The organism is Treponema zioleckii (genome assembly GCF_014737315.1).
Lineage (GTDB): Bacteria > Spirochaetota > Spirochaetia > Treponematales > Treponemataceae > Treponema_D > Treponema_D zioleckii.
Genome location: NZ_JPUF01000005.1, coordinates 37051 through 61990 on the forward strand (window position 1 = coordinate 37051; position 24940 = coordinate 61990).

Annotated in this window: 20 protein-coding genes and 1 CRISPR repeat array; of the genes, 11 read left to right on the plus strand and 9 right to left on the minus strand. The window is 39.4% G+C overall.

Annotated features, from left to right (window positions below):
- Positions 1-744 precede the first annotated feature (744 nt).
- Positions 745-1650: a DMT family transporter gene (locus JI65_RS02580; RefSeq protein WP_191013813.1), complete on the plus strand. Its 906-nt coding sequence runs from the start codon at positions 745-747 to the stop codon at positions 1648-1650.
- 450 nt (positions 1651-2100) lie between these two features.
- Here JI65_RS02580 and JI65_RS02585 read toward each other — a convergent pair whose 3' ends face one another.
- The 3 genes from JI65_RS02585 to JI65_RS02595 are packed head-to-tail and all read right to left on the minus strand — an operon-like array spanning position 2101 to position 4066.
- A complete protein-coding gene (locus JI65_RS02585; RefSeq protein ID WP_191013814.1) occupies positions 2101-2547 on the minus strand; it encodes a MarR family winged helix-turn-helix transcriptional regulator in 447 nt (148 codons plus the stop codon).
- A 29-nt stretch (positions 2548-2576) separates the two neighbouring features.
- Positions 2577-3470 (minus strand): NAD(P)/FAD-dependent oxidoreductase, encoded by an 894-nt coding sequence (locus JI65_RS02590; protein ID WP_191013815.1) that lies wholly within the window; start codon positions 3468-3470, stop codon positions 2577-2579.
- 56 nt (positions 3471-3526) lie between these two features.
- Positions 3527-4066, minus strand: a complete 540-nt coding sequence (locus tag JI65_RS02595; protein WP_191013816.1) for a glutathione peroxidase — start codon at positions 4064-4066, stop codon at positions 3527-3529.
- Between the two features lie 170 nt (positions 4067-4236).
- On the opposite strand from JI65_RS02595, the gene JI65_RS02600 reads away from it, so the two are divergent.
- The 5 genes from JI65_RS02600 (at position 4237) to JI65_RS02620 (ending at position 9681) form a co-directional block, all read left to right on the plus strand.
- Complete coding sequence (locus tag JI65_RS02600) at positions 4237-4770, plus strand: nitroreductase (RefSeq protein WP_191013817.1); 534 nt, start codon at positions 4237-4239, stop codon at positions 4768-4770.
- A gap of 230 nt (positions 4771-5000) precedes the next feature.
- On the plus strand, positions 5001-5945 hold the full coding sequence (locus tag JI65_RS02605; RefSeq protein WP_191013818.1) for a substrate-binding domain-containing protein: 945 nt from the start codon (positions 5001-5003) through the stop codon (positions 5943-5945).
- Positions 5946-6036: 91 nt separating this feature from the next.
- Positions 6037-7560, plus strand: a complete 1524-nt coding sequence (locus tag JI65_RS02610) for a sugar ABC transporter ATP-binding protein (RefSeq protein WP_197971893.1) — start codon at positions 6037-6039, stop codon at positions 7558-7560.
- Complete coding sequence (locus tag JI65_RS02615) at positions 7550-8629, plus strand: ABC transporter permease (protein ID WP_191013819.1); 1080 nt, start codon at positions 7550-7552, stop codon at positions 8627-8629. Before JI65_RS02610 ends, JI65_RS02615 begins: the two co-directional genes overlap by 11 nt.
- Positions 8630-8631: 2 nt before the next feature.
- Complete coding sequence (locus tag JI65_RS02620) at positions 8632-9681, plus strand: ABC transporter permease (RefSeq protein ID WP_191013820.1); 1050 nt, start codon at positions 8632-8634, stop codon at positions 9679-9681.
- 201 nt (positions 9682-9882) lie between these two features.
- Here the strand turns inward: JI65_RS02620 and JI65_RS02625 are convergent, their stop codons facing one another.
- The 5 genes from JI65_RS02625 to JI65_RS02645 form a co-directional block, all read right to left on the minus strand.
- Positions 9883-12099 (minus strand): formylglycine-generating enzyme family protein, encoded by a 2217-nt coding sequence (locus JI65_RS02625; protein WP_191013821.1) that lies wholly within the window; start codon positions 12097-12099, stop codon positions 9883-9885.
- Between the two features lie 28 nt (positions 12100-12127).
- Positions 12128-13156, minus strand: coding sequence for an LPP20 family lipoprotein (locus tag JI65_RS02630; RefSeq protein WP_191013822.1), 1029 nt, complete (start codon positions 13154-13156; stop codon positions 12128-12130).
- Positions 13157-13360: 204 nt separating this feature from the next.
- On the minus strand, positions 13361-13630 hold the full coding sequence (locus tag JI65_RS02635; RefSeq protein WP_191013823.1) for a hypothetical protein: 270 nt from the start codon (positions 13628-13630) through the stop codon (positions 13361-13363).
- Between the two features lie 176 nt (positions 13631-13806).
- Positions 13807-14574 (minus strand): tRNA threonylcarbamoyladenosine dehydratase, encoded by a 768-nt coding sequence (locus tag JI65_RS02640; RefSeq protein ID WP_191013824.1) that lies wholly within the window; start codon positions 14572-14574, stop codon positions 13807-13809.
- A 745-nt stretch (positions 14575-15319) separates the two neighbouring features.
- Positions 15320-16000 (minus strand): DUF4405 domain-containing protein, encoded by a 681-nt coding sequence (locus tag JI65_RS02645; protein WP_191013825.1) that lies wholly within the window; start codon positions 15998-16000, stop codon positions 15320-15322.
- 596 nt (positions 16001-16596) lie between these two features.
- Between JI65_RS02645 and cas9 (JI65_RS02650) the strand changes: the two genes are divergently transcribed.
- From cas9 (JI65_RS02650) to cas2, 5 genes are all read left to right on the plus strand, one after another.
- Positions 16597-17916 carry a type II CRISPR RNA-guided endonuclease Cas9 gene (gene cas9, locus JI65_RS02650; RefSeq protein WP_191013826.1) on the plus strand — a complete coding sequence of 440 codons (1320 nt, stop codon included), beginning with the start codon at positions 16597-16599 and terminating at the stop codon, positions 17914-17916.
- 78 nt (positions 17917-17994) lie between these two features.
- On the plus strand, positions 17995-20166 hold the full coding sequence (cas9, locus tag JI65_RS02655) for a type II CRISPR RNA-guided endonuclease Cas9 (RefSeq protein WP_191013827.1): 2172 nt from the start codon (positions 17995-17997) through the stop codon (positions 20164-20166).
- A complete protein-coding gene (locus JI65_RS02660; RefSeq protein ID WP_191013828.1) occupies positions 20163-20495 on the plus strand; it encodes a hypothetical protein in 333 nt (110 codons plus the stop codon). The genes cas9 (JI65_RS02655) and JI65_RS02660 overlap by 4 nt, the downstream gene beginning before the upstream one ends.
- Positions 20496-20575: 80 nt before the next feature.
- Complete coding sequence (cas1, locus tag JI65_RS02665; RefSeq protein WP_191013829.1) at positions 20576-21469, plus strand: type II CRISPR-associated endonuclease Cas1; 894 nt, start codon at positions 20576-20578, stop codon at positions 21467-21469.
- Entirely contained in the window at positions 21466-21804 is a 339-nt protein-coding gene (cas2, locus tag JI65_RS02670; RefSeq protein ID WP_191013830.1) for a CRISPR-associated endonuclease Cas2, read from the plus strand. The genes cas1 and cas2 overlap by 4 nt, the downstream gene beginning before the upstream one ends.
- Positions 21805-21903: 99 nt before the next feature.
- Positions 21904-23060: a CRISPR direct-repeat array (repeat unit 37 nt; unit sequence ATTATTTTACATCAAACTTAGAAATCAAACCACAACC).
- Between the two features lie 37 nt (positions 23061-23097).
- Here the strand turns inward: cas2 and JI65_RS02675 are convergent.
- Positions 23098-24900 (minus strand): sensor domain-containing diguanylate cyclase, encoded by a 1803-nt coding sequence (locus JI65_RS02675; protein WP_191013831.1) that lies wholly within the window; start codon positions 24898-24900, stop codon positions 23098-23100.
- Positions 24901-24940: the final 40 nt, after the last annotated feature.

Genomic DNA, 24940 nt, shown 5'->3' on the forward strand with positions numbered 1-24940 from the left:
CAATGCCCGTCAGAGATTCCGAAACCAGTTCGGAATGACAAGTTTTTTTTCATCGGAATGACGAGTTCTTTCGTCACTGGAATGGCCAGTTTTTTGTCACCTCGAGCGCAGTCGAGAGGTCTACAAGAGATAGTTTTCTCCATTCCGCTATTGTTCAGGAACAGTAGATGTCTCGACTTCGCTCGACATGACAGAGCGGGACGCTCACATGACAGACTAGTACGCTCGCATGACAGAGTGGAACGCTCAGTATGACCAGTCACAAGTTTTCAGTTCTTTCGTGCGCATCATGCTTAACTCGTTTCAGCATCCGTGCCCACATCGAGTGCAGAGATTCCGAAATAAATTCGGAATGACAAGTTTTTCATCGGAATGACAAATTCTTTCGCCGCCAGAATGACGATTTTTTTGCAGCGGAATGACGAGTTCTTTCGTCACTGGAATGGCTGTTTTTTGTCACCTCGAGCGTAGTCGAGAGGTCTACAACCGATAGATTTCTCCACTCCGCTATTGTCTGGAAACAGCAGATGTCTCGACTTCGCTCGACATGACAGACTGGGACGCTCACATAACAGACTAGTTCGCTTGACATGACAGACTAGGACGCTCGCATGACAGAGTGGAACGCTCAGTATGACCAGTCACAAGTTTTCAGTTTTGGAATGATAATTTAAAAACGGACTCACCAAAGGGAACAACGCATGGGTTTGAAATTGTTGGGCATTTTGAGTAGAGTATAAAATCATGGCTCAGATTTCCGACACTTCAAAAGGAATTATACTGATAATCTCATCAGCATTTTGTTTTGCGCTCATGGCAGTTTTTGTAAGACTTGCCGGCGACATATTTTTTATGCAAAAAGCATTTTTTAGGAACGCAGTAGCTTTTTTAGTCGCGCTCGTGAGCATACTTTTTGAATCATTTGAATCAAAAGAAAACAAAAACATCTTTTCGGCATTCGGAAAAACCACTTTATTCTTTCTTGTTTTGCGGTCGGTGGCTGGAACAATCGGGATTTTTGGTAATTTTTATGCGGTTGACCATCTTATTTTGTCTGACGCTGCAATTCTCAATAAAATGGCACCATTTTTTACGATTCTGTTCAGTTTTATTTTGCTGAACGAAAAAGTAAAACTCGTTCCGCTGATGGCAATTTTCTTTGCGTTTTTGGGAGCAATGCTTGTCGTAAAACCGAGTTTTGATTTTAGCAAGATGATTCCGACGCTCTCAGGATTTTTAGGCGGGCTTGGAGCAGGCTTCGCATACACTTGCGTCCGAAAATTAAGCACTTTGGGCTGCAAAGGAAAAATTGTAGTCCTGTTCTTTTCGGGATTTTCTATGCTCGCTTCGCTTCCGTACATGATTTTTAATTTTAACCCGATGACGTTAAGCCAAACGCTTTGCCTCGTAATGGCGGGTATTTGCGCGGCAGGCGGGCAATTCACGATTACAGCCGCATACTTTCATGCGCCAGCTGGAAAGATTTCAATTTATGATTATTCGCAGATAATTTTTTCGGCAGTCTTCGGACTGTTAATTTTTGGTCAACTTCCCGATGCTCTAAGTTTTATTGGCTACTTGGTCATTATCTCAATGGCAACGGTGAATTTCTTTTTTAACAAACGAAACTCAACTCCCCCACAAGCTTAAAACACTCGGTGGCTGGACTTAGTATAACGAATAAAAGTCATGCTGAAGTCGTTTCAGCATCCGTGCCCACATCGAGTGCAGAGATTCCGAAATAAATTCGGAATGACAAGTTTTTTTTCATCGGAATGACGATTTTTTTCATCGGAATGACGAGTTCTTTCGCCGCCGGAATGGCTGTTTTTTGTCACCTCGAGCGTAGTCGAGAGGTCTACAACCGATAGATTTCTCCACTCCGCTATTGTCCGTGAACAGTAGATGTCTCGACTTCGCTCGACATGACAGACTAGTTCGCTCACATGACAGAGTGGAGCGCTCCGTATGACCAGCTCACAAGTTTTTCACTTCTTCCGTGCGTGTCATGCCGACCTTGATTCAGCATCTATACAACGACTGTGAAAGATGCCGAAATAAATTCGGCATGACATGCTAAGGGGAGTTGTGTTTTTAAGCCTAAACTTTGTCTAAAATTCTGTACAGAATGCGGTACAATTCTTTCGCGTCTTCTGCATCAAGTTTTATGCAAGAACCTACTTTTTCAGGAATTGAAACTGCCTTTTCTTTAAGTTCTTCGCCAACCTGAGTAATTTCTATATTCACAATTCGCTCGTCATTTTTTTCGCGGCAACGTGTCAAAAGACCTTTTTCCTGCATACTTTTTAAAAGCGGCGAAAGCGTTCCCGTATCCAAAAAAAGCTGCTTTCCAAGTTCACCAATTGTCAGTTTTTTTCGTTCCCACATTACCATCATCACGATGTATTGGGTATAAGTTAAACCTATTTCTTTTAAGAAAGGCGTGTATTTTCGAAGGATTTCACGCGAAGCAGCATAAAGCGGAAAGCAAAGCTGATTTTTTAGCTGCAAGCAACTGAAATCCTTTTCGTTAAAATTTTCCTTCATTCTATTAATATCGTCAAAGTTCTCCCATTTTATGCGTTTTTTGCAAGTGAACGAACGTATTCAACTGCAGAAAGTCCGGCTTTTGCGCCTTCGTAAACAGCTTTTGAAATTTGAAGGAGTCCGCCGGTCGAATTTCCGCAGGCATAAATTCCTTTGATGTTCGTCTCCATATTCTCGTTTACGGTAATGCTGTCGCCATTCAGGAAGATACCAAGTTTTTTTGCAAAATCTGCGGCTCCAGCCTCACCCAATGCAATGAAAATTCCATCGGCAGAAAGTTCAGTTCCGTCTTCAAATAATATAGAAGAAACTCGTCCGTTTTCGGGATTTCCTTTTATTTCAGAAATTTTTGCAGAATTAATCTCGTATTGTCCGCCGGTGAGCGATTCAATCTGAGACTTGTCTTCCCCATTCGTAAGGATTTTTACTGACGCTGCAACGTTTACAAGGTCACCCGCCTCGCTTGCGGCAAATTTTCCGCTACCGATTACAACAACATTCTTTTTGCGGTAAAAAAATGCATCGCAAATTGCACAATAGCTTACGCCTTTTCCTTCAAAATCTTTTAGGCCTTTTATGTTTGGACGAAGTTTTTTGTTGCCGGTTGCAATCAAAACGGCTTTTGAAGCAATTTCTTCCCCGCCGGCAGTGAGCGTAAAAGTCATATCCGCGTTCATCGTCAAATGAGTAACTTCGGCATCCCGCACTTCCACGCCAAGATTTTTTGCCTGCAAAACTCCGTTGTCATACAAATCGCGCCCAGTAATTCCTTCCGGGAATCCATAATAATTGTCGATTTTATGAGCTTTTTCAAGGCTTCCTTCCCCGTGATAAAGCACCAACACGTTCAAATTTGCTCTTCGCGCATAAAGAGAAGCCGAAATACCAGCAGGGCCTGCTCCAATTATCGTAACATCAAACATAAAACACCTCCAAAAACAATTTTAATTGTAAACGTAAGCCATTCAATCAAAGAATTTTACAAGAGTGACGCAATTTTGTCATCAATCTTTTTTGGCTCAACTGTTGATTCATAGCGTTCAACAACATTTCCGTCCCTGTCAACAAGGAATTTTGTAAAATTCCATTTGATGTTGGCGTTGTTCTTAAAATCCGGGTCGAATTTTGAAACGACCTGATTCATCAGCACGCCTTTAAGACCTGTAAAGCCTTCAAAACCTTTCTGCTCTTTCAAGAATGTATAAAGCGGAAGTTCGTTCTCTCCATTCACCTCGATTTTTTGCATCTGCGGAAACTGAGTGTGATATTTGAATGAACAGAATTCTGTAATTTCTTCGTCGGTTCCAGGAGCTTGATGACCGAACTGGTTGCAAGGAAAATCAAGAATCTCAAGTCCCTTCTCGTGATATTTCTCATACAATTCTTCAAGTCCTTTGTACTGCGGAGTGAATCCACATCCTGTTGCAGTGTTCACAATGAGAACAACCTTTCCCTTGTAGCTTTCAAATGAAACTTTGTTTCCCTTCCCATCATTAAAAGAATAATCGTAAATTGCCATATTGAATCTCCTTGAAAAATCTTTATGTCTATAATATATTGTATACAATACAATTTTGTCAAGCATAGTTTGAAAAAATTTTACTCTATGCTATAATCAATCATCTTCAAAACAAAGGAGTCAGTTCATGGCAAATAAATGATTTCCGAGTTTTGAAAAAAGGAGTTTTTATGAACGAAACTTTAAAAGTGTTGGAAACTCGCCGCAGTTGTCGTAAATTTTTGGACAAAATGATTAGCGAAGACGAACTGAACGCAGTTCTTAAAGCAGGAACTTTCGCACCTTCCGGAAAGAATTTGCAGCCTTCTATTATTCTCGCCGTAACGAACAAAGAAATTCGGGACAAACTTAGCGAAGAAAACCGAAAAATCGGTGGCTGGGGCGAAGGTTTTGACCCATTCTACGGCGCACCAGTCGTTTTGGTCGTGCTTGCCGACAAAGCAGTTTCGCCAAACTACATTTATGACGGTTCGCTTGTTATGGGAAATCTTATGAATGCCGCTGAATCGCTTGGACTCGGTTCTATTTGGATTCATCGGGCAAAGCAAGAATTTGAAAGTGACTTTGGCAAAAAACTCCTTTCTGATTTAGGAATCAAAGGTGATTTTGAAGGCATTGGTCACGTTGCTTTGGGCTACAAGGCCGAAGGCGGAACAAGGGACGCTGCTCCTCGCAAAGAAAACTATATTTACAGAATAAAATAAAAGCTGAATTTTACGGGCTGCCCAGTAACTTATTGGGCAGCCCTTTTTTGATGTAAAAAAATCAACTTTTTAAATAAAAAATTCAACTCTTTTATAAGAAATCTTTCAATTTTTATTCAGAATTCCTAAAAAAATCAAAAAAAAATCCTAAATATTTCAATTCAAAAACGGCATTTGTGGACTTAACATTAGAACCATAGTAATGCATCTAAAAAAGGAGGAAAAATTAGATGAAAAAATTGATTGCTTGTCTTATGGCTCTTATGTGCCTTACCTCTGTTTTCGCTGCTAAGAAAAAAGGCGACGGAAAAATCAAGATTGGTATCATCAACAACCCGCCATCAGAATCAGGTTATCGTGCTGCCAATGTAAAGGACTTTGAGACTGTTTTCACATCTGCAAAATATGATGTAAAAACTTTCTACAGCCTTAAAAACGATGAGCAGTTGAATGCTGCTGCACAGTTCATCACAGACGGCGTTGACTACATTCTTCTTTCTGCTGCTGCTACAGACGGATGGGAAAAAGTTCTCAAGAACGCTAAGAAAAACGGAATCAAAGTTTTCTTGTTTGACCGAATGATTAACGTTAACGCTAAGTACTATGAAGCTGCTGTAGTTTCAGACATGGCAAAAGAAGGCGACACAGCTGTTGCATGGCTCAAGGCTCAGAAACTCCCAGAATACAAAGTAGTTCACATTCAGGGCGCTATGGGTTCAGACGCTCAGATTGGTCGTACAAAGGCTTTGAATGCAGAGTTCGCTTCTGGCAAAATGACAAAAGTTGCTCAGCAGACTGCTACATGGGACGAAGCTGAAGCAAAGAAAATCGTTGAAGCTGTTATCAACTCAAAGAAAGACTTTAACGTAATCTACGCTGAGAACGACGGTATGGCTAAGGGTGCAGTTGCTGCTCTCGATGAAGCTGGTATCACACACGGTGTAAACGGAAAAGTTATCGTAATGGGCTTCGACTGCAACAAATGGGCTTTGCGCGAACTTTTGGCTAAAAACTGGAACTACGACGGACAGTGCTCTCCATTCCAGGCTGCTGTAATCGAAAAAATGATTTCTACAGGTAAAGTTACTTCAAAGAAAATCATTTCTAACGAAAAGGGATTTGATGCAAACACAATCACACAGGCTGACATTGACAAATACGGTCTTGGTGACTAGTCAGCTTTTCTTATAAGCGGGCTGTGAACGGCGTAAAGTGTGTTAAACATATTTTACGCCGTTTTTTTTAAGGGTGACTTTAGGTATGACGATGAGAAAAAAAGATGTTGTTTTGGCAATGCGCGGAATTTACAAAGAATTCCCTGGGGTAAAGGCATTGCAGAATGTTGACTTTACACTCTGCGAAGGAGAAATCCACGCGCTCATGGGCGAGAACGGAGCCGGAAAGTCAACTCTGGTAAAAGTTCTTACAGGCGTTCACATTAAGGACGCGGGAGAAATTAGGATTGCAGGCAACAAAGGCCCTGTAAACATTCGTTCCCCACAGGATGCCCAGAACTTGGGTATTTCTACAGTATATCAGGAAATAACTCTCTGCCCTAACCTGACGGTTGCAGAGAATATGTATATAGGTCGAGGAAATTATAAATTCGTTAATCGAAAAGAACAGGAAAAAAAAGCTGCCGAACTTTTGAAGCACCTTAGCATTCCTGCCCAGCCAAGCCAGCAGCTCGGAACTTGCTCGCTTGCCGTTCAGCAGATGGTAGCAATCGCACGTGCGGTTGACATGGACTGCAAGGTTCTGATTCTTGACGAACCGACTTCTTCACTCGACGACAACGAAGTTGAGCACCTCTTTACGCTCATGCAGGTTCTTAAAAGCCACGGCGTAGGAATTATCTTCATCACGCACTTTTTGGAGCAGGTTTATGAAGTCTGTGACAAAATCACAGTACTCCGAAACGGTGAACTTGTAGGAGAATACACTGTAAATGAATTGCCACGCGTAAAATTAATTTCGGCAATGCTCGGAAAAGAAGCGGAAGACATGACAAACCTCAAGAACATGAAGCGTCCGCTCCCGCAGACGAGTGAAAACGTTTACGAAGCTACAGACCTTGCCACAACCGAAGGCGTTCGTCCGTTCGACTTTAACATCAAAAAGGGCGAAGTGAACGGCTTTACCGGACTTTTGGGCTCTGGACGAAGCGAGAGCGTTCGCGCTATTTTTGCCGCGGACAGAATCACGAGCGGAAAAGTAAAAATCAACGGAAAAGATGTAAAAATCACCACTCCAAAAGACGCAATGAAGAACGGAATCGGCTATTTGCCGGAAGACCGCAAAGGCGACGGAATCATTCAGGATTTGTCTGTTCGTGAAAACATGATTCTTGCGCTGCAAGTTCTTCGCGGATTTACGCACCCAATCTCACGCGCGGAATCCGAAAAACTCGCGGATGAGTACATTAAATTGCTCGAAATCAAAACGGCTTCAAAAGAAACCCCTATCAAATCACTTTCGGGCGGAAACCAGCAGAAAGTCATTCTTGCGCGCTGGCTTTTGACACATCCGCAGTATCTGATTCTTGACGAGCCTACACGCGGTATTGATGTTGGAACAAAGATTCAGATTCAGAAGCAGGTTCTTAAACTTGCGGAACAAGGCGTTAGCGTAACGTTCATTTCTTCGGAAATCCCGGAAATGCTTTCTGTTTGTCAAAGACTTATCGTAATGCGAGACCGCAAAATCGTTGGCGAGCTAAAAGGCGATGAGTTGAGTCAGGACGTAATCATGCAGACCATTGCGGGAGGAAAAGCAAAAAATGACAAATAAAATCTTAAATCAAATTAAAAAAGTTTTTCAGTCTCAGCTCGCAATTCCAATTATCGCTTTGCTGATTCTTGTTGTTTTCAATCTTATTCGTGACCCAAGTTTTTTTTCTATCGGAATTAAAACCAACAACCTTAAAAACACGGTTCTCTCTGGAAACTTAATCAGTATCTTGAACGGTGCTTCGGAACTTGTAATCCTTTCAATCGGAATGACGCTCATCACGTCGGCAACAAAGGGACAGGATATTTCCATTGGTGCTTCTGCCGCAATCGCAGGTTCGGTTTTCGTAAAAATCTTGCGCGCCGGCAACATCACTGCTGGCACGATGCTTGCGGCCTTTGTTTTTGCTTGTATCGTGGCAATAATCTTCTGTTTGTTCAACGGCCTCCTTATTTCTAAATTCAACATTCAGCCGATGATTGCCTCGCTGATTCTGTACACGGCAGGTCGCCCTATCGCATACTGGATTAACGGCGGAGCAACCCCGAACGTTGAGGGAAAACTTCTCTCGTACATCGGTGGATTCATTCCTCATATTGCGATTCCAACACCAATCCTTATCGTAATTGTGTTCGTTCTGCTAATAAACCTGCTGCTCAAAAAGACGACTTTAAGCCTTTTTATTCAGTCTGTAGGTATTAATGAACGTGCCGCAAAGCTCAACGGTATCAACCCGTTCTTGATGAAGATGATTGTATTCGTGATTCTCGGTGTATGCGTAACGCTCGCAGGTTCTATGAACGTTTGCCGAATCGGACTCATCAACCATGAGACAATTCTTCTGGACGTTGAAATGGATGCCATTCTTGCAGTAGCAATCGGCGGAAACTCACTCGGTGGCGGAAAATTCAAACTCGCAGGCTCAATCCTCGGTGCATACATCATTCAAGCACTCACAATCACCTTGTACTCAATGGATGTTCCTTCTACAGCCGTCAAAGCATACAAGGCAATCGTCATCATCATAATCGTACTTGCTGGCTCTCCGGTCGTAAAAGCATGGGTCGGAAAACTCAAAAAAAAGATTATGGAAAAATACGCAAAATCTGCAAAAGTGGAGAGTAAATAATTATGGCAAATCTACTTTTTAAACGCAAAAACAAACAACCGCTTTCAAATACTGCGCTTCTTCTTACGATTACAATCTGCACGTTCGTAGGAATGTACCTCCTCGCAATGATTATTTGGGGCGGCGGATTTTTGAATCCTCAGCAATTTTTGGATTTGTTCAACAACAACGCTTATCTTCTTGTAATCGCTTGCGGTCTTACAATCGTAATGATTACGGGCGGAATCGACATTTCGGTCGGAGGTTCGGTAGCGCTCATCACAATGGCTTCGGTCGTTTTTATGGAAGACCATAACGGCGGAATTCTTAGCTCGATTGTAATCGCACTCGGAATAGGTCTTTTGATGGGAATCGTTCAGGGATATTTTGTGGCTTACCTAAAGATTCAGCCGTTCATCGTAACCCTTGCCGGTATGTTTTTTACCCGCGGAATGACGACTATCGTAAGTAGCGTTCCGCGCACGGCGGAAAATGAACTTTTCTGTGAGTTGCAGGATTATGAGATTGAACTTCCGTTCATCGGGCATTCCGCAAGAAACGGAAACTGGATTCCATCTTCAATTGAGGTTGGCGTCGTAATCGCTCTTGTTGTAGTGTTGATTCTTTGGGCAATGCTCAAATGGACTCGCTTTGGACGAAACCTTTATGCAGTCGGTGGCAACAGCGAAAGCGCGCTCATGCTCGGTATCAATGTAAAGAGAACTCAGTTCTTCGCTTATGTTCTGTGCGGTGTTTTGGCCGGAATCGGCGGATTTATCTATCTTTTGCACACAGGTGCCGGAAATGCCTCCAACGCAACTGGTGCCGAAATGCAGGCAATCGCCTCTTCGATTATTGGCGGAACCCTCCTTAGCGGTGGAGTTGGTAGCGTAATCGGAACTTTGTTCGGCGTAATGTCACTAAAAACAATCAACAACATCGTTGTAGCTTCTGGTTTGCACGAACCTTACTGGCAAAGTATTACAACGGGTCTTATTCTGTGTTTCTTCATTCTCTTGCAGAGCGTAATCCTCGCACACAGAAAAAAGAAGCTGGGAGCAATGGCTGGCTAAGTTCAGCTCTATTCTCAATAGAACTTTTGGGCTGCCCCGGGTGGGACAGCCCTTTTTTTTGCATTCGTTAAGTTTCAGGCCGAGTGACAAGTTTTGCAAAACCTGTCACATCCATACTACGCAACACGGTTACTATAGAAAACTCGGAATTAAGGGAACTTCGGAACTCTAACAGAGTTTTTTGAAATTCCCTTAAGCTTTTTAGTAAGTTGTTCTACAAATGCGGAAGCCTATTCCGCGGTCATTGTCTTCAGGACGCTGGTAAGCCCACCACTGCAAAGAGCAGTTTTTTTCAGGATTGTAGAAGCAACCGCCTTTTATTGGAACAGAAGTGTCATAAAAAAACATACCGTTGCCACTTCCAACGCCGTTAAATTCACTCCAAATCCACTCCCAAACATTTCCGGTCATATCGTAAATTCCGTTTTGATTTGCGAATTTTGTTCCTACCTTGTGAGGATGCAAAGCTGGCTCATCATAATCAGCACTGTTTTTGTTCCACCATGCAACATCAGACAAACTATCAGAACCAGAATATTTTGTGTCAAAATAATAGTCAGTTTCTTTTTCATTATTCCAAGTCGTCTTTACAATGTACTTTCTGCCGGCGGCGACTTCCCACTCATCGGCTGTCGGAAGTCTGAATCCTGTGTTGTCGAGTTTTGCGTAAACCTGGCGTCTTTCTTTGGCGTGGTCAGCCGTGTATCGGACGGTGCAAGCTTCGTTGCTGTAATAAACGCAGTTCGTTGCAACCATCGTCATTTTTGTAAGTTCATTGCAGAATGCAACGGCCTCAAAAAAAGTCATATTGTTTACAGGTGTTTTTGTCATATCCAAGTCACTGAACTGACTCGGATTATTTCCCATTACAGTCTCGTAAAGTTCCTGAGTCACTTCGTACTTTCCAAAAATCACTTTCTGAGAAAGCTGGCTGTTATTTATAAGAACCTCGCCAGTGCAGTCAAAAATCTCGCCATTAATAACAAGATTGCTCTCCGCCTTTGCGCTAACAAAAGTCTTGCCAGCTTTTTTTGGTTCAACTTCATCGCCGTCAATCATCTCTTTTACACGCTGGCGGGCATATTCCGCACGCGGGTCTTCCGAAAATTCATTTTTTGCAGAAACAACCTGAATCGCGTCAGAACCGTCCGAAGCAGTTTCCTCTGAAGAAGAACCGACCAAAACAGCATCAACTCCCTTTGAAACAGGCACTTGGTTTACGATTTTATTTGGCTCCGCAGAAAAAAGCTCCGCATTCGTTTCAGTATGAATCAACGCAACCTTTCGAACCCTAACGTTGAATTCGTCGGTGCCTTTTATGCGCTCAAGTTTGAACATAAGTTGCGCAATGATTTTCTTCTCTTTTTTAGGAATATTTATGCGATTGTAATCCTCGGTATCATCTTGCTTTATCTCGATTTTAAAATTCTGGTCGTAGTTTACGTTAGAATCCTGCGACTTGAACGCTACAGGAAAATACTGAGGAACTGCATTGCGCTCAAAATTGTCGATTGAAAAGAAAATCTGCTCCTGCCCACGCAAGAAAAATTCTTTGCGAAGCATCATGTCAATTACGTTCTCTTTTTTATCCTCGCAAGTTTTGATTCCCGCTGCATATTTTGCCGAAATAGTCTTTTTTGCATCAGCGAGTTTTGTGTCCCGCTCGGCTTCCAAATATCGAATCTTTTCGGCCTTTTCACGCTGGATTCTGCTGTCACTGTAATTTTCAGGATATATTTTCTGATTTGCTTCCGCAATTTTTTCTTCGTATTCTTTGTTTATTGCACCCTGAGTGTCAACGATTTCTTGGTCGCGACTATTTTCCGTATTGCGTTTCTGATTCTGCCAATTTTTTATTTCAGAAAGATAATCGTTAAGAACAACAAATTTCTTTGTATCTTTTAAAAGTGCGTCCAATTTTTTTGAATCAAGAATATTGTAAACGTTCGTTCCCACAACAATCTCAGAGGTCTTTACGTCAACTGTTTTTACGCTGAGCCTCTTTTCTTTTTCAATCTGCTCAAAATTCACATTTACAATGTACTGCGCGCCAACTTCATTTCCAATAACAACCATGTTCGCGTCGCTCACGTAACCCGAATACTGATAGTTGATTTCTGCCTGCCTTAGCCCCAAAGAAACTTTGTCGCGGGCAACCAAGTGAATATTCTTGCGCTTTTTTATTTCGCTTTCAAAACTATTGCTCAAATAATTCGCCATATCCTCGCTGTCGGTCATGCTCACAACCACCGCAAGATTAACGTTTTTTTTCTTGAATTCTTTTTTGCCAAAATAAGAAGTAATTTCTTTTGAGGCAGAAGTTATCGCCTTGTCCAAATCGAGTTTTTGCGATTCTGCAAAGACAAAAACAGAAGATAAGAATGAAACCAATAAGGCAAGAATCAGTCGTTTTTTCATAAATCACTCCAATTTTTTTTATGCAAGTTTAGTCACCGTTCAGACGGTTGTTAAATTCTTTTAGGAACGAAGTGCGTAACTCAGTAGCTATGGAAGAAAATGACTTTCGCCAGGCAACTTCTTCGTATTGTGCAGGTGCCCCAATTCGCTCAAAACTGCGCGTGTACGAGAATACTACCCTCTCGGCAGAATCAACTGCACGAATTTTTAATCCACACGTAAGAAACACGCCAGCAGCATTCTCGCTTCGGTTCGGCTCAATTTGTGCAACGAGAGCCACATTTTCGCCGTTTTTTGTAATGGCGAATCCTTCGTTTTCGAGCAACTCCGAAAGCGTCCTAAAAACGGTACCGTTCCAGTCATTCTCCACGCTCAAAGAAAGCGTTACGCTCGAAAGATTTTTTTTATGCGCTTGAAACATTCGGTCTATAAGATTTTCGGTCTCCGAAAAATCCTCGTTTCCCATTTTTAACGCGTGAACATTTTTTAGCATCTGCGCCGTCATGTTCGCCACCGCAACACCCTTTTTGCTTGCTGCAACACATTCAAACGGAAAATCATGTTTTTCGGCAAGAACAATTAAGCTCCGTAAAATAATTGTGTTCACTTTTATATTGTCAATGTAGGTTTTGTACGCCGACTCGCGATCAATGTAAGCAACAGTGTGGAACAAACCGCCTTTTTTCGCGGGAGTAGAAAACTGGACGCAAAAAAGCTGCGCCTCGGAATCAATCTGGCTTTTTTCCTGAATCTGCCTGTGCTCCACAGACTCGTAAAAATCATTGATTTTTGTCTCTTTGTAAGTGTTCACAAGTTCGTGGCTGGTCTTTACGGAAGTGCTAAAAAAATATGCGATTTCACCGAGCGCGTTTTGCTGCGCTTCCTGAACAGTGCCACCGCTACCGAGAGCAGAAATGTATTTTGAAGGCGGGTAAGAAGTTTCCCTGTCCGTAAGCCATGCAGAAGAAACGGTGGCACAACTTTCAAACAGAAAAACAAACGAAAGAAGAGATATAACCGTTTTTGCAGAAAAATGACAGATATTTCGTAACATCATATCGCATTTACCTTTAGATAATTTTGATTCCAAGTTCAATGCCGAATTTTCTGCCATTTACGGGATTAAATCGCTGAGCGTGCAAAAGTGCAACCCACAAATTTTGCAAAACAAATCCCAAGCCAGAACCTTTCATTAAATATGAATAAAGATTACAGATCCAAACCCGATAATGACAGACTTAGAAAATCGGCATTAAACTTACTAATATTCCTTATTTCCGTCACCGTAATCATCATCTGGAACGATGTCTTCTTTATAATCATCTTCCCAGTCGCTTTTTTCGCGCAAATAACGCTTTACAACAAGTACGGCCTGAGACTGCTCCAAGTCAAATTCGTTCATAAGCTCATGGACAATATCGCTTTTAGAAACATATTCGTCTTCGAGTGCCTTTATAAAGTCCACATAGTATTCAAAATCGTCGAGGTCATCTGAACCAACCTCATACTCATCCTCTTCGTAATCAAACATAATTTCCCCTGTTTGTTTCGTTTTTTTGTTTTTTATTGATAAAATCTCTAAAAACTAAACTACCAAAAATAATGATAACGAGTGACAAGGAAATTTCAAGAGGATTTTCAAAGTTACCTCGAAAAACTTCAGTTTTTCGAGATGCCCTATAGCAAGACCAAATTTTTTTAGCGGCCTTACAGATTCGATGAATCAAATTGAATCAAATCCTTAATGACTTCGCCAGCGAGAATCAGCCCTGCAACAGACGGAACGAACGCATTGCTCCCAGGAACCTGCTTTTTAGGATTTCCTTTTCTTTGCGCACCTTGATTCTGTTCGGCCTGCGATTCCGTTTTGGTTTCGTCTTTATGCACTTTTATTGCTTTTTCGGTTGAATAAACACATTTGAGTTTGCGAACTCCGCGTTTTTTAAGTTCACCGCGCATAACGCGTGCGAGCGGACAAACCGCCGTTTTATAAATATCAGCAACTTCAAAGCGGGTCGGGTCAACTTTGTTTCCGGCGCCCATGGAACTTATAATCGGAACATTCGCTTCTTTTGCGCTCATTACGAGCTGAATTTTTCCGGTAACAGTGTCGATACAGTCAACAATGTAATCGTAATTCTTAAAATCAAACTGAGAAGCCGTTTCTGGCATAAAAAAGACTTTATGTTTTGTAACTTTGCATTGTGGATTTATATCCAAAATCCGTTTTTCAGCAACGTCAACTTTATATTCGCCGAGAGTTGAATGAAGTGCGTAAATTTGACGATTCAAATTCGATTCACAAACCACATCGTCGTCAACAATGTCAATTGCACCAATTCCAGAACGGACCAATGCTTCAACAACAAAACCGCCGACCCCGCCGACTCCAAAAACAATAACTCGTGCCGAAGCAAGTTTTTCCATATTCGCCTGCCCAAAAATAAGGCTCGTGCGAGAAAATTGATTTTCCATAAAAAAATTATAATGATTTAAGCCTGAATTGTGAATCTGATACAGGCTGAACGTTAGAAACCCAGTTTAAAAAATTAAAACCACCTAAAACAGGTGGTTTGTATGTTGTCTAAATTCGGCTTTAAGTCGCCCGAATGACATTCAAAAGGTATCGGCTTAGCTGCCGTCAGCATTAAAATCAAATCTGAATCAAGACCTTAAAAAGGTCGGCTATCTTTGTCGGAAATTGCATAACGCCTCCTTTTCGTGCAGCCGGTGTAAGTCCTCATCTCTTTCCTGACCACGATTTAATCTTATCATAGCTTTGGCAGAATGCAAGCAAAAATTTAAAAAAATTGATTTTTTATTCTGCGTTGAAAAACTGTTACTCAAACTCCAAGATTTGCCGAAAATTCTGTAAAAAAGTCCAAGATTCACCTTTTAATCACTGTTTTTTGCAACACACCTATTTTTATTCAAATATCTAATTTTTCTTATAGTGCTATACACAATCAAGCACTAATATTTTGTAGATTATTATTAAATAAAATAAAAGGACTATCCCAAACCAAAATCCGGCATGGCAGTATCCGTTATTTTTAGCGTATGATTTTGTGAACATGTTAATGTTAAAAATAGTTTGATAGCTTTGACCGTCAAGCCATCAATAGGACAAAGTTAAAAATCTCTCTACCCTATTGATGAAAAAATTGCAGAGCCTGCATTGAGAATAAAAAGTTTTGGAAGGAGTTTGATTTTTGTTCGATTAGTTTTTTACCCGACTCGCGCTCAAAATATAATGCATTATCGTCGCAAAAAGAATGATGATTGAAATGTAATCCACAAAAAAGAGCAAGTATCCTTTTTCCATGTCAAAAAAGAAAAATTGCTGCTGAAGAATCAAATATCGCCAGACGCCGCGAGAAATGAACGCATAAAGACCGTACAAACAACACGCAAGAAGTATAATTTTTGAAATGATTTTTGGCTTTTTGCTTTCAGACTCACTCCCCTGCCGTTTCGCCCAAATTCGACTTGCAATCATCCGAACGTGAAAACCAATATGAAGTGACATAAAAAGAAAATACCAATGCGAAGCAAGCAGATGAGTAACTCTTGCAAACGAAAAACCAGTTTCCAGATTCAAAAATTTAAAAACATGATTCGAAAGAATAATTCCGCTAATCATCAAAAGAATCGCACACAACAAAATCATGCAGTTTACAAACACCTGCATAACCCGGAAAGCGTTGTATTTTCCAACAAAAAGTGATTTGTACCAATATCGATTCAAGATTACATGGACAGTCCACAGAACAAACAGCACGACTCCCAAGATTTCGTGAACACCTTCCCACGGAAAAAAATAAAGTCCGCCCATAAGAATTAAAGTAAGGACAGTCATAGACAAATCAAGAATCATTCGAAATTTTTGCTGTACGGTCATAAAAATCTCCTATGGTATAATGCCTTAAAAAGAACCAACTTTCTAGTTTTAGAGTTTTAAGATATTCTGGCAAAAAATTAAAAGTTGATGAAGTTTACAAAAAAATTTAAAAATTTTACAAAACAAAAAACCACCTAAAAAAGGTGGTTTGCACTATACCCAATTCATGCTCAGTAAAAACTGAGGAACGGCATTGTAATATCGTCTGGCTTAGCTGCCAGTAGCTTTATGATTACTTTGTTACCTCGATGCGTTCGAGAAACAAATCTGATAAAGATAAAGTTGACGAAATAATCGAGTCTGATATTTTTGTCGGAAATTGCATAAATGCCTCCTTCATTGCAGTCGGTGCTAAGTCTTCATCTCTTTCCTGACCACGTTTTTATCTTATCATAGCTTTTTATAAACGCAAGCAAAACTTTTTATAAAACAGAAAATTTATCAAAAAAATAGCCCCACCAAAAGCGGGGCTGTAGTCAAATACGACTTCGGCATAAAGCCTTATTGTGATTTGATTTCTGAATCTAAAATATCATGTTATAATCAAAAGTGCAATAATTTTTTTATGGAACTAAATTAAAAACACGGGAGAGATTATGAAAACTTTGGGACTTGATATTGGTACTAATTCAATCGGCTGGGGAATTGTTGACGAAAACGCTGAAAAAATCGAAAAATGCGGTGTATATATTTTTCCAGAAGGCGTAAAAATTGAAAAAGGTGTGGAAAGTTCAAAAGCCTCTGAAAGAACAGGCTTCCGTTCTGCCCGAAGATTAAAGTTCAGACGAAAACTTCGAAAACATGAAACGCTCAGAGTTTTGATTAATAACGGAATGTGTCCGCTCACTCTGGAAGAGCTTGAAAAATGGCACAAGGAAAAAATATATCCTACATCAAAGAATTTTATAAACTGGTACAGAACCGACGAAGAAAAAAATTGGGAACCGTACTTTTTGCGTAAAAAATGCGTTGAGCAGAAGTGTGAGCCTTATGAAATTGGGCGTGCATTGTATCATATTGCGCAACGTCGAGGATTTTTAAGCAACAGAAAAGAAACGACAAAAGAAACAGATGGAAAAGTAAGCGAAGGAATTTCTGAGCTTTCACAGGCAAAAGGCAACAAAACGCTCGGTCAGTATTTTTATGAACTTAAACAAGCAGGTGAGAAAGTTCGTGGAAAATACACTTCCCGAAAAGAGCATTATGAAGAAGAATTCAATAGAATTTGCGAAATTCAAGAAATCTCTGAGAAATTAAAAGGAGACTTGCACAAAGCGATTTTCTTTCAGCGCAAATTAAAGTCGCAGAAATTCTTGGTCGGAAAATGTACTTTTGAAACTGATAAGCCACGGTGCCCCATTTCACATTTTGAATTTGAAGAATTCCGAATGCTGTCTTTTATCAATAGCATTCGCGTCTACAGAAATTCTGATAATTTTGATGGGCCAAGCCTTTTTGATGATTTGGAAGAGCATTACCCTAAAGACAATAAACTTACTGAAGAAGAAAAAGAATCTATAAAGCCACTTTTCTTCCGCTCAAAAGGCAATTTTGATTTCAAGGACATTGCCAAAAAAATCCGTGGCAAGAATGATGAATGGGAGTTTAATTACCGAGATGACACGAATGTTGCGGGTTGCCCAGTTTCACGAGAGTTAAAAAATATTTTTAGTGATAACTGGAAAAATATAAAAATTCCGAATGAAGATTCTGCCTCAGATAAAAAATATTACGACATCAACGACATCTGGCATGTTCTGTATGATTTTGATGATGATGAAAAACTTCATGAATTTGCTCTGAACAAACTTCATCTTGATTCTGAAACGGCAGAAAAATTCTGTGCGATTCATTTTCAGCAGGGCTACGCGAACCTCAGCTTAAAAGCAATCCGAAAAATTCTTCCGTTTTTGTAAAAAAGGTTAATGTTTACTCTCATGCAGTCTTCCTGGCAAATATCCCGACGATGATTGGCAAGGAAGTCTATAATAAACATGCCGAAGAAATTGAAAAAGACTGTTGAAACTATTACTTCGACATTGAAAGACAAAAACAATAGAATCACGCTTGCTAATCGCTGCATTGAGGCAATTTTTAAAGACGAAAAGCACGACTTCCACAGCGAAGAATGGGATAAATCAATTGTTGATGATCAAATTGCAGATTTGTTCGGAAAGAGGAAATTTGCGGAAAAGCCGCTGACAGAGCAAAAAGAGATTCGTGATGAAGTAATTGAAAAAATAGAAGATACACTCAAAATCGCAGTCACAAAAAATCCGAATGATTATAAGTACAAGCCTTTGCGAAGTGACGAATTAATTCTGGAATACTTGAATCAGCAGGGATTTGAAATCAAAAAGAATGCAAAACTATATCATCCGTCGGAAACTGAATACAATCTGGAACGACCGAAAGAATCAGATGATGGCAAAACTTATCTTGGCTCCCCAAGAACACCGAGCGTAAAAAATCCTGTTGCAATGCGGGCTTTGTTCCAGCTTAGAAAACTCGTGAACTATCTTATCAAAACAGGTGAAATCGACAGAGAGACCAGAATTCATGTAGAGCTTGCCAACGAAGTGAATGATAAGAACTGGCGAAAGGCTATTGAAGATTTCCAGAGAGACAATGAAAAGAAAAACGCCGAATACAAAGCTCAGATAATTAAACTTTGCAAAGAATGCGGTTTTGAAATTGAGCCGACAGAATCTGACATTAAAAAGTTCCGTTTGTGGAAAGAACAGAACGAAATGTGCCCATACACAGGAAAGAAAATCAGTATCTGCGATTTGTTTGGTCCGCACCCGAAATTTGATTTTGAGCATACGATTCCGAGAAGCCTTTCTTATGATGATTCTTTGGAGAACCTTACTTTGTGTTATTCTGACTTTAACAGGAATGTAAAGAAACAGCATATTCCGTCGGAGCTTACGGAGGAGTTTGCGGAAATCAGCAGGCGATTTGAGCGAATGTACGAAGACAAAATTAACGAATGTCTTGCTATTATTGAGCGAAGCAAAATTCGTGGTGGTTATATTGACCCAGAAATCAAAAATAAGAAAATCGTAGAGCGACACAAAGCTCAACTTGAACTTGACTACTACAAGGGAAAGCTACGCCGTTTTACGACAAAAGAAGTAACTGGTGGTTTTAAACACAGTCAGCTCAACGACACCAGAATCATTACAAAGTTTGCTTTGCAGTATCTAAGATCTGTATTTCCTCATACATTCCCAGTAAAAGGTTCAATGACCGACACTTTTAAGCGTCAGTGGGGCTTGCTCGACAGAGCAGAAAGCAAAGACCGTTCTAATTATCGCCATCATGTTATAGATGCACTTACTATTGCCTGCGTTGACCGAAGAAAATTCAATCTGCTTTCTGAGGCAATCAGAAACAGTGCCGACGGAACGCATTTAAAATTCGCAAAACCGTGGGATTCATTCGACAAAGATGTTCTCGCTGCCGTACAATACATTGTGCCAAAGCATTTTGTGGATGACAATTCTCTACGCCAGACAAAGAAAGTTCTTCGTGATCCGCGTACAGGAAAGCCAAAGTTAGACAAAAATGGAAACAAAATCTATATTAAGGGAAACACTGCACGCGGTTCTTTGCACAAAGATACATTCTACGGCTGCATTATGACTCCGCCAGAAAAAGGCGAAAATTTGGAGAATAAAAAGCCGATTTTTGTTCAGAGAGTTGAAGTAAGAACACTTGTTGAAGAAAACAATAAATTAATGAAAGATATTGATAAGGTTATAGAAAAAAATGCTGATAAAATTGTGGACAAAGGAATCCGTAACACATTTTGCAATAACCTTGAAAGCGGAAAGCAGACTCTCGTCGATATTCATGAAAAAGGAATTCTTTTGCCATATAAGATGAAGGGAAAGGCTGTTTATGTAAAACGAGTAAGAATTATTCCTAGAGATCCTTCAGCGTTTAAGTTGAAAAAACAGAAAGATATTTCTGAGAAGAATCCAAATGATTATAAGCAATATTATTATGTCGCAAACGATGAGAACTATCTTATAGCATTATACCGTGGTATAGATGAGAATGGAAAAGAAAAATCAATAAGTCAAATTATAAGTCTGTATGGAGCAATAAAGTTATCAATAGATAAACGAAAAAAAATGAAAAGTTTTCGTGCGAATTGAAAAAAGATGGACTTGTTTTATATAAAGTCTTGAAAATCGGAAAAATTGTCATTTTGCAAAATTCTTATGATGAAAATATTTTTGATTTATCGGCTGAACAGATTTGGAATCGAATGTACCGAGTTGCAGGATTGGGAAAATCTGGAAATAGAGTATTTATTTGCCTTGCTCATATAATTCGCCAAAAAGCATGGGAATATATTCCAGGAAAATTTGAACTTGATAACTTTGTAGATTGTCGTCGCTACCAAGATAATCAGTTCATCGGTCTCGTCGAAGGTACAGATTTCATAATCTCCCCGACAGGTGAAATTATTCCTAAAAAATAATAAAGAATTCTAGAAATGTTACAAATCCTAGTTAAAATATGATTTGTAACATTTTTTTATAACTTCAAGTGGGAGGCAATATGATTAAACGAACTTTATTTTTTTCAAATGCTGTTTGTTTAACATTAAGAAACAAGCAGCTTGTTATCCAGAACAAAGAGACTTGCAACGAATCTTCTGTCCCAATAGAAGATATTGGTTTTCTTATCATCGAAAACAACCAAGTCTATGTTTCAATTCCAGTTATAAACGCGCTAGCGCAAAATAACGCCTCCGTAGTTTTCTGTAATGAAAAACACTTGCCTTTTTCGATGAATCTTCCGCTTGATTGTAATAATATTCAAAATCAACTTTTTGCTGCACAAATACAAGCAACTGTTCCAACAAAGAAAAAATGCTGGAAGCAAATAATTATGCAGAAAATAAAAAATCAGGCAAAAATTCTTGAAAAATATAATCTAAATTCAATTCAGTTAAAAAAATACGCAAATGATGTAAAAACTGATGACAGCACAAACCGGGAAGCTGTTGCTGCAAAAATCTATTGGGATTTACTTATAGATGTTGATTGGGAGAGAACTCGATACGGAGAGTATCCGAACAATCTTCTTAATTATGGGTATGCAATTTTAAGAGCTGCAACGGCCAGAGCTCTAACAGGTTCTGGTTTGCTTCCAACTTTTGGGATTCATCATCATAATAAATACGATGCTTATGCTCTTGCAGATGACATCATGGAACCTTATCGTCCATATATTGATGATGAAGTTGTTGAGTATATAAATCAAAATGAAATTTGTGAGGAGGTAACAACAGAATTTAAGCGACAAATTCTAAATGTATTAACTCGAGACGTTTTGATTGGAAATGTAACGCGACCCTTGATGATTGCGCTGACAATAACGAGTTCTTCTTTGGCAAAAATTTTTAGCGGAGAAACTGAGAATTTAACTTTACCGGAGTTTGTAAAATGAGTCGTGAAAGGTTTAATGCGTATAGAATAATGTGGTTGTTCTGTTTATTTGATTTACCAACGAATACAAAGGCACAACGTAAACGTGCATGTGAATTTAGAAAAAAGCTTCTGGAAGATGGCTATGATATGATGCAGTATAGTGTTTACAAGCGTTTTTGTGGCAGTAACGAAGCTTGCGAAGTTCACATAAAACGCATAAAATTGTGGCTTCCTGCAGAAGGCAAAGTAAGCATATTAAAGTTTACCGATAAACAATTTGGACAAATTGAATCTTTTGAAGGTGCAATTCCTGCAAAAAAAGAAAAACAACCTTCTCAACTGGAATTCTTTTAAAAAAATGGGGAAAATAATGCAAAATCGCAACATTTTCCCCATTTTTTGATGTACAAATTCAATGTAAATCATTATTTAATATGGTTTTAGCAAACTCATATTATTTTACATCAAACTTAGAAATCAAACCACAACCGTTCTGTAATTTCCTTGGGTTTCGGGTATATTATTTTACATCAAACTTAGAAATCAAACCACAACACAATCGACATTGAGAATATGGACATGGAAATTATTTTACATCAAACTTAGAAATCAAACCACAACATGGGATAGTGACGATGTATCAGAAAATACATTATTTTACATCAAACTTAGAAATCAAACCACAACAACTGCGTCAAGTGTAATTGACGCGAAGTAAATTATTTTACATCAAACTTAGAAATCAAACCACAACCGTCTGAATCTACTAACGTTTTGAGCAACGATTATTTTACATCAAACTTAGAAATCAAACCACAACCCCGACGAGACGAAAGACAATTCTTTTCTTTATTATTTTACATCAAACTTAGAAATCAAACCACAACCAGGCGTTGAAATATGTGTCGTCTGTGTCTATTATTTTACATCAAACTTAGAAATCAAACCACAACACTATCGTGTTGGGGGGAATCATGGCTACCATTATTTTACATCAAACTTAGAAATCAAACCACAACAAGGCAAGTAACACTATTGAATCTTACGCGATTATTTTACATCAAACTTAGAAATCAAACCACAACTTAGACCGCAAGCGTACGGCATTGTAATAATTATTTTACATCAAACTTAGAAATCAAACCACAACTTCAAAAGGCTTCTGCAATAGTTGCAATGAATTATTTTACATCAAACTTAGAAATCAAACCACAACTATAGTGGGGAATACATGTTATTTTTACGGATTATTTACATCAAACTTAGAAATCAAACCACAACCGGCTCAGTTTAACCTTTTAAACAGGGTCATTATTTTACATCAAACTTAGAAATCAAACCACAACCATGTCGAAAACCAACCTTTTATTTACATTATTATTTTACATCAAACTTAGAAATCAAACCACAACCTTTTTACATTGCTTTCAACGCAAAAGCGCATTATTTTACATCAAACTTAGAAATCAAACCACAACCATTTTACAGACGTGGTTATGGACGTCGTATTATTTTACATCAAACTTAGAAATCAAACCACAACTTTTGTTTGCGGAATATGTTCCAGTTGATGATTATTTTACATCAAACTTAGAAATCAAACCACAAGACTAAACATTATACGTTTATCGATAACTTTTTATTATTTTACTTTACAATTATGTCGCGTATGGAATTGAAAGAAATTTGATTTCCGCGGTCGCGTTTGCTTTTGTAAATGCCTTCGTCGGCACGGGAATACATTGCTTCAAAGGTGTCTTTTGGGAATTCCGGGAAGAATGCAGCTCCGACGCTTAGGGTAATGAGTCGCTCGCAAAGTTCTGGTATGTGGATTGTCTCAATTTGAGAAAAGAATCTTTGTAAAAGTCTGTCACCGATTTCTGTATCATTTACACCAACACAGAAAACTGCAAATTCATCTCCGCCGAGTCTAAAAACTATGTCGGAATCTCGGAACGTTTTTTTAAGGCAACTTGCAATTGCTTTTATGACTTCATCGCCAATCTGATGGCCGAATGTATCGTTTATGGACTTAAAGTTGTCAACATCCATCAAACAGAACATTCCGTGTTTGCCCTCTAAAAGTGCCTGACGAACTTGTTGTTCGCCCGAACCGCGGTTTTTGATTCCGGTCATCAAATCAGTTTCCGAAAGTTTTTTGAGCGTTTCCTGCCGTTTTTTGTCTTCGTCAATCGACTCAAATGCGAGCAGAATGCTTTCAAGATTTCCTTCCTCCGTAAGACTCACCACAATGTATCTTGCACGAATCCAGCGTCCTTTTCTGTCAATGAATTCAATCGAAATCGAATTTGTTCCTTCAAGTCTTGCCGTCAATGTGAGTGGATTCAAAAAATCCCGTAAAAGCAGAGTTGCCCCCGACGAAGCTATCTTTTCGGAAAAGCGCGAATAATTCTGGCTCCAATTCTGACTGCAGTCAGTTATAATTTCATTATAATCAATGTCGCTCTGAATCACCGACACTGAATCCGCCGCAACCTCAAATCGTACGACAGCTTGATAAATGTCGGCAATTGCCATTATTTCATCGTTCAGCGATTCAATTTCTTTATACTTTTTATTGATGTGAAAGAATGCCACAGAAATCATTACGATTACAATAAAAAGCACAACAGCCGACATGATATAAATTATGTAAAGCGAGCGGAAAATCATTTTTTCGTTCATTACGAGAACGCAGTCCCAGTCAGAATTCACTGGAACCGAAAAACTTGTTTCCGCATTTTGTGATTGTAATATAGAAGAAAGTTGAACTGTCAAACCTATTTCATCAGAATTTGAAGAGGCCACAATATGTCCGTCTTTGTCGATTACGTAGGATTTTTTGACAAAACCCATGTCCGTAAGTTTTGCAATTTCGTTTTGAACGCTGTCAAGAAAAATATCCATCGAAATAACGCTGTTTCCGTCATCAAGGAGTTTGCTAACCGACATCATCATCGTCATTGTTTGCAGATTCAAATATGGTTGCACAAGAGATACTTTGCCCTGCCCGTACACGGCTTCCTTGAACCACGGTCTTTCAGTCGGCTGATAATCGTCGGGAGGAATCCAGCCTGAACCGTCAAGATATACGCCTTTGTAATATCCGTAAATTCCAGTGTTATTCTCGCTAATTGTTGAGGAATAGATTTCTGTCTCGTTTATAAGATATTCGCCAACTTCTTCGTGAGATGCGCCTGCACGACTCATTGCATTCACTGAGACCGCTGAAAATTCAATCGCGTCTATTGGCATTTGCATGTAATAATTCACGCGATTCGCAGTCTGAACGGCAACATTCTGCCATTTTCCGATTATCGCCTGTTTTGAAACATCGTAAAACCTATAAAAAATAGCAACCACAGCAATTATAGAAATTGCCATTACCGTACAAGTTACGGCTATTATGCGACGAGAAGTATGCTTTGAATTAGCGTGCAACTTTTGCATATCTTATTTTAAATTAACATGACTTAAAGAAAATCACAAG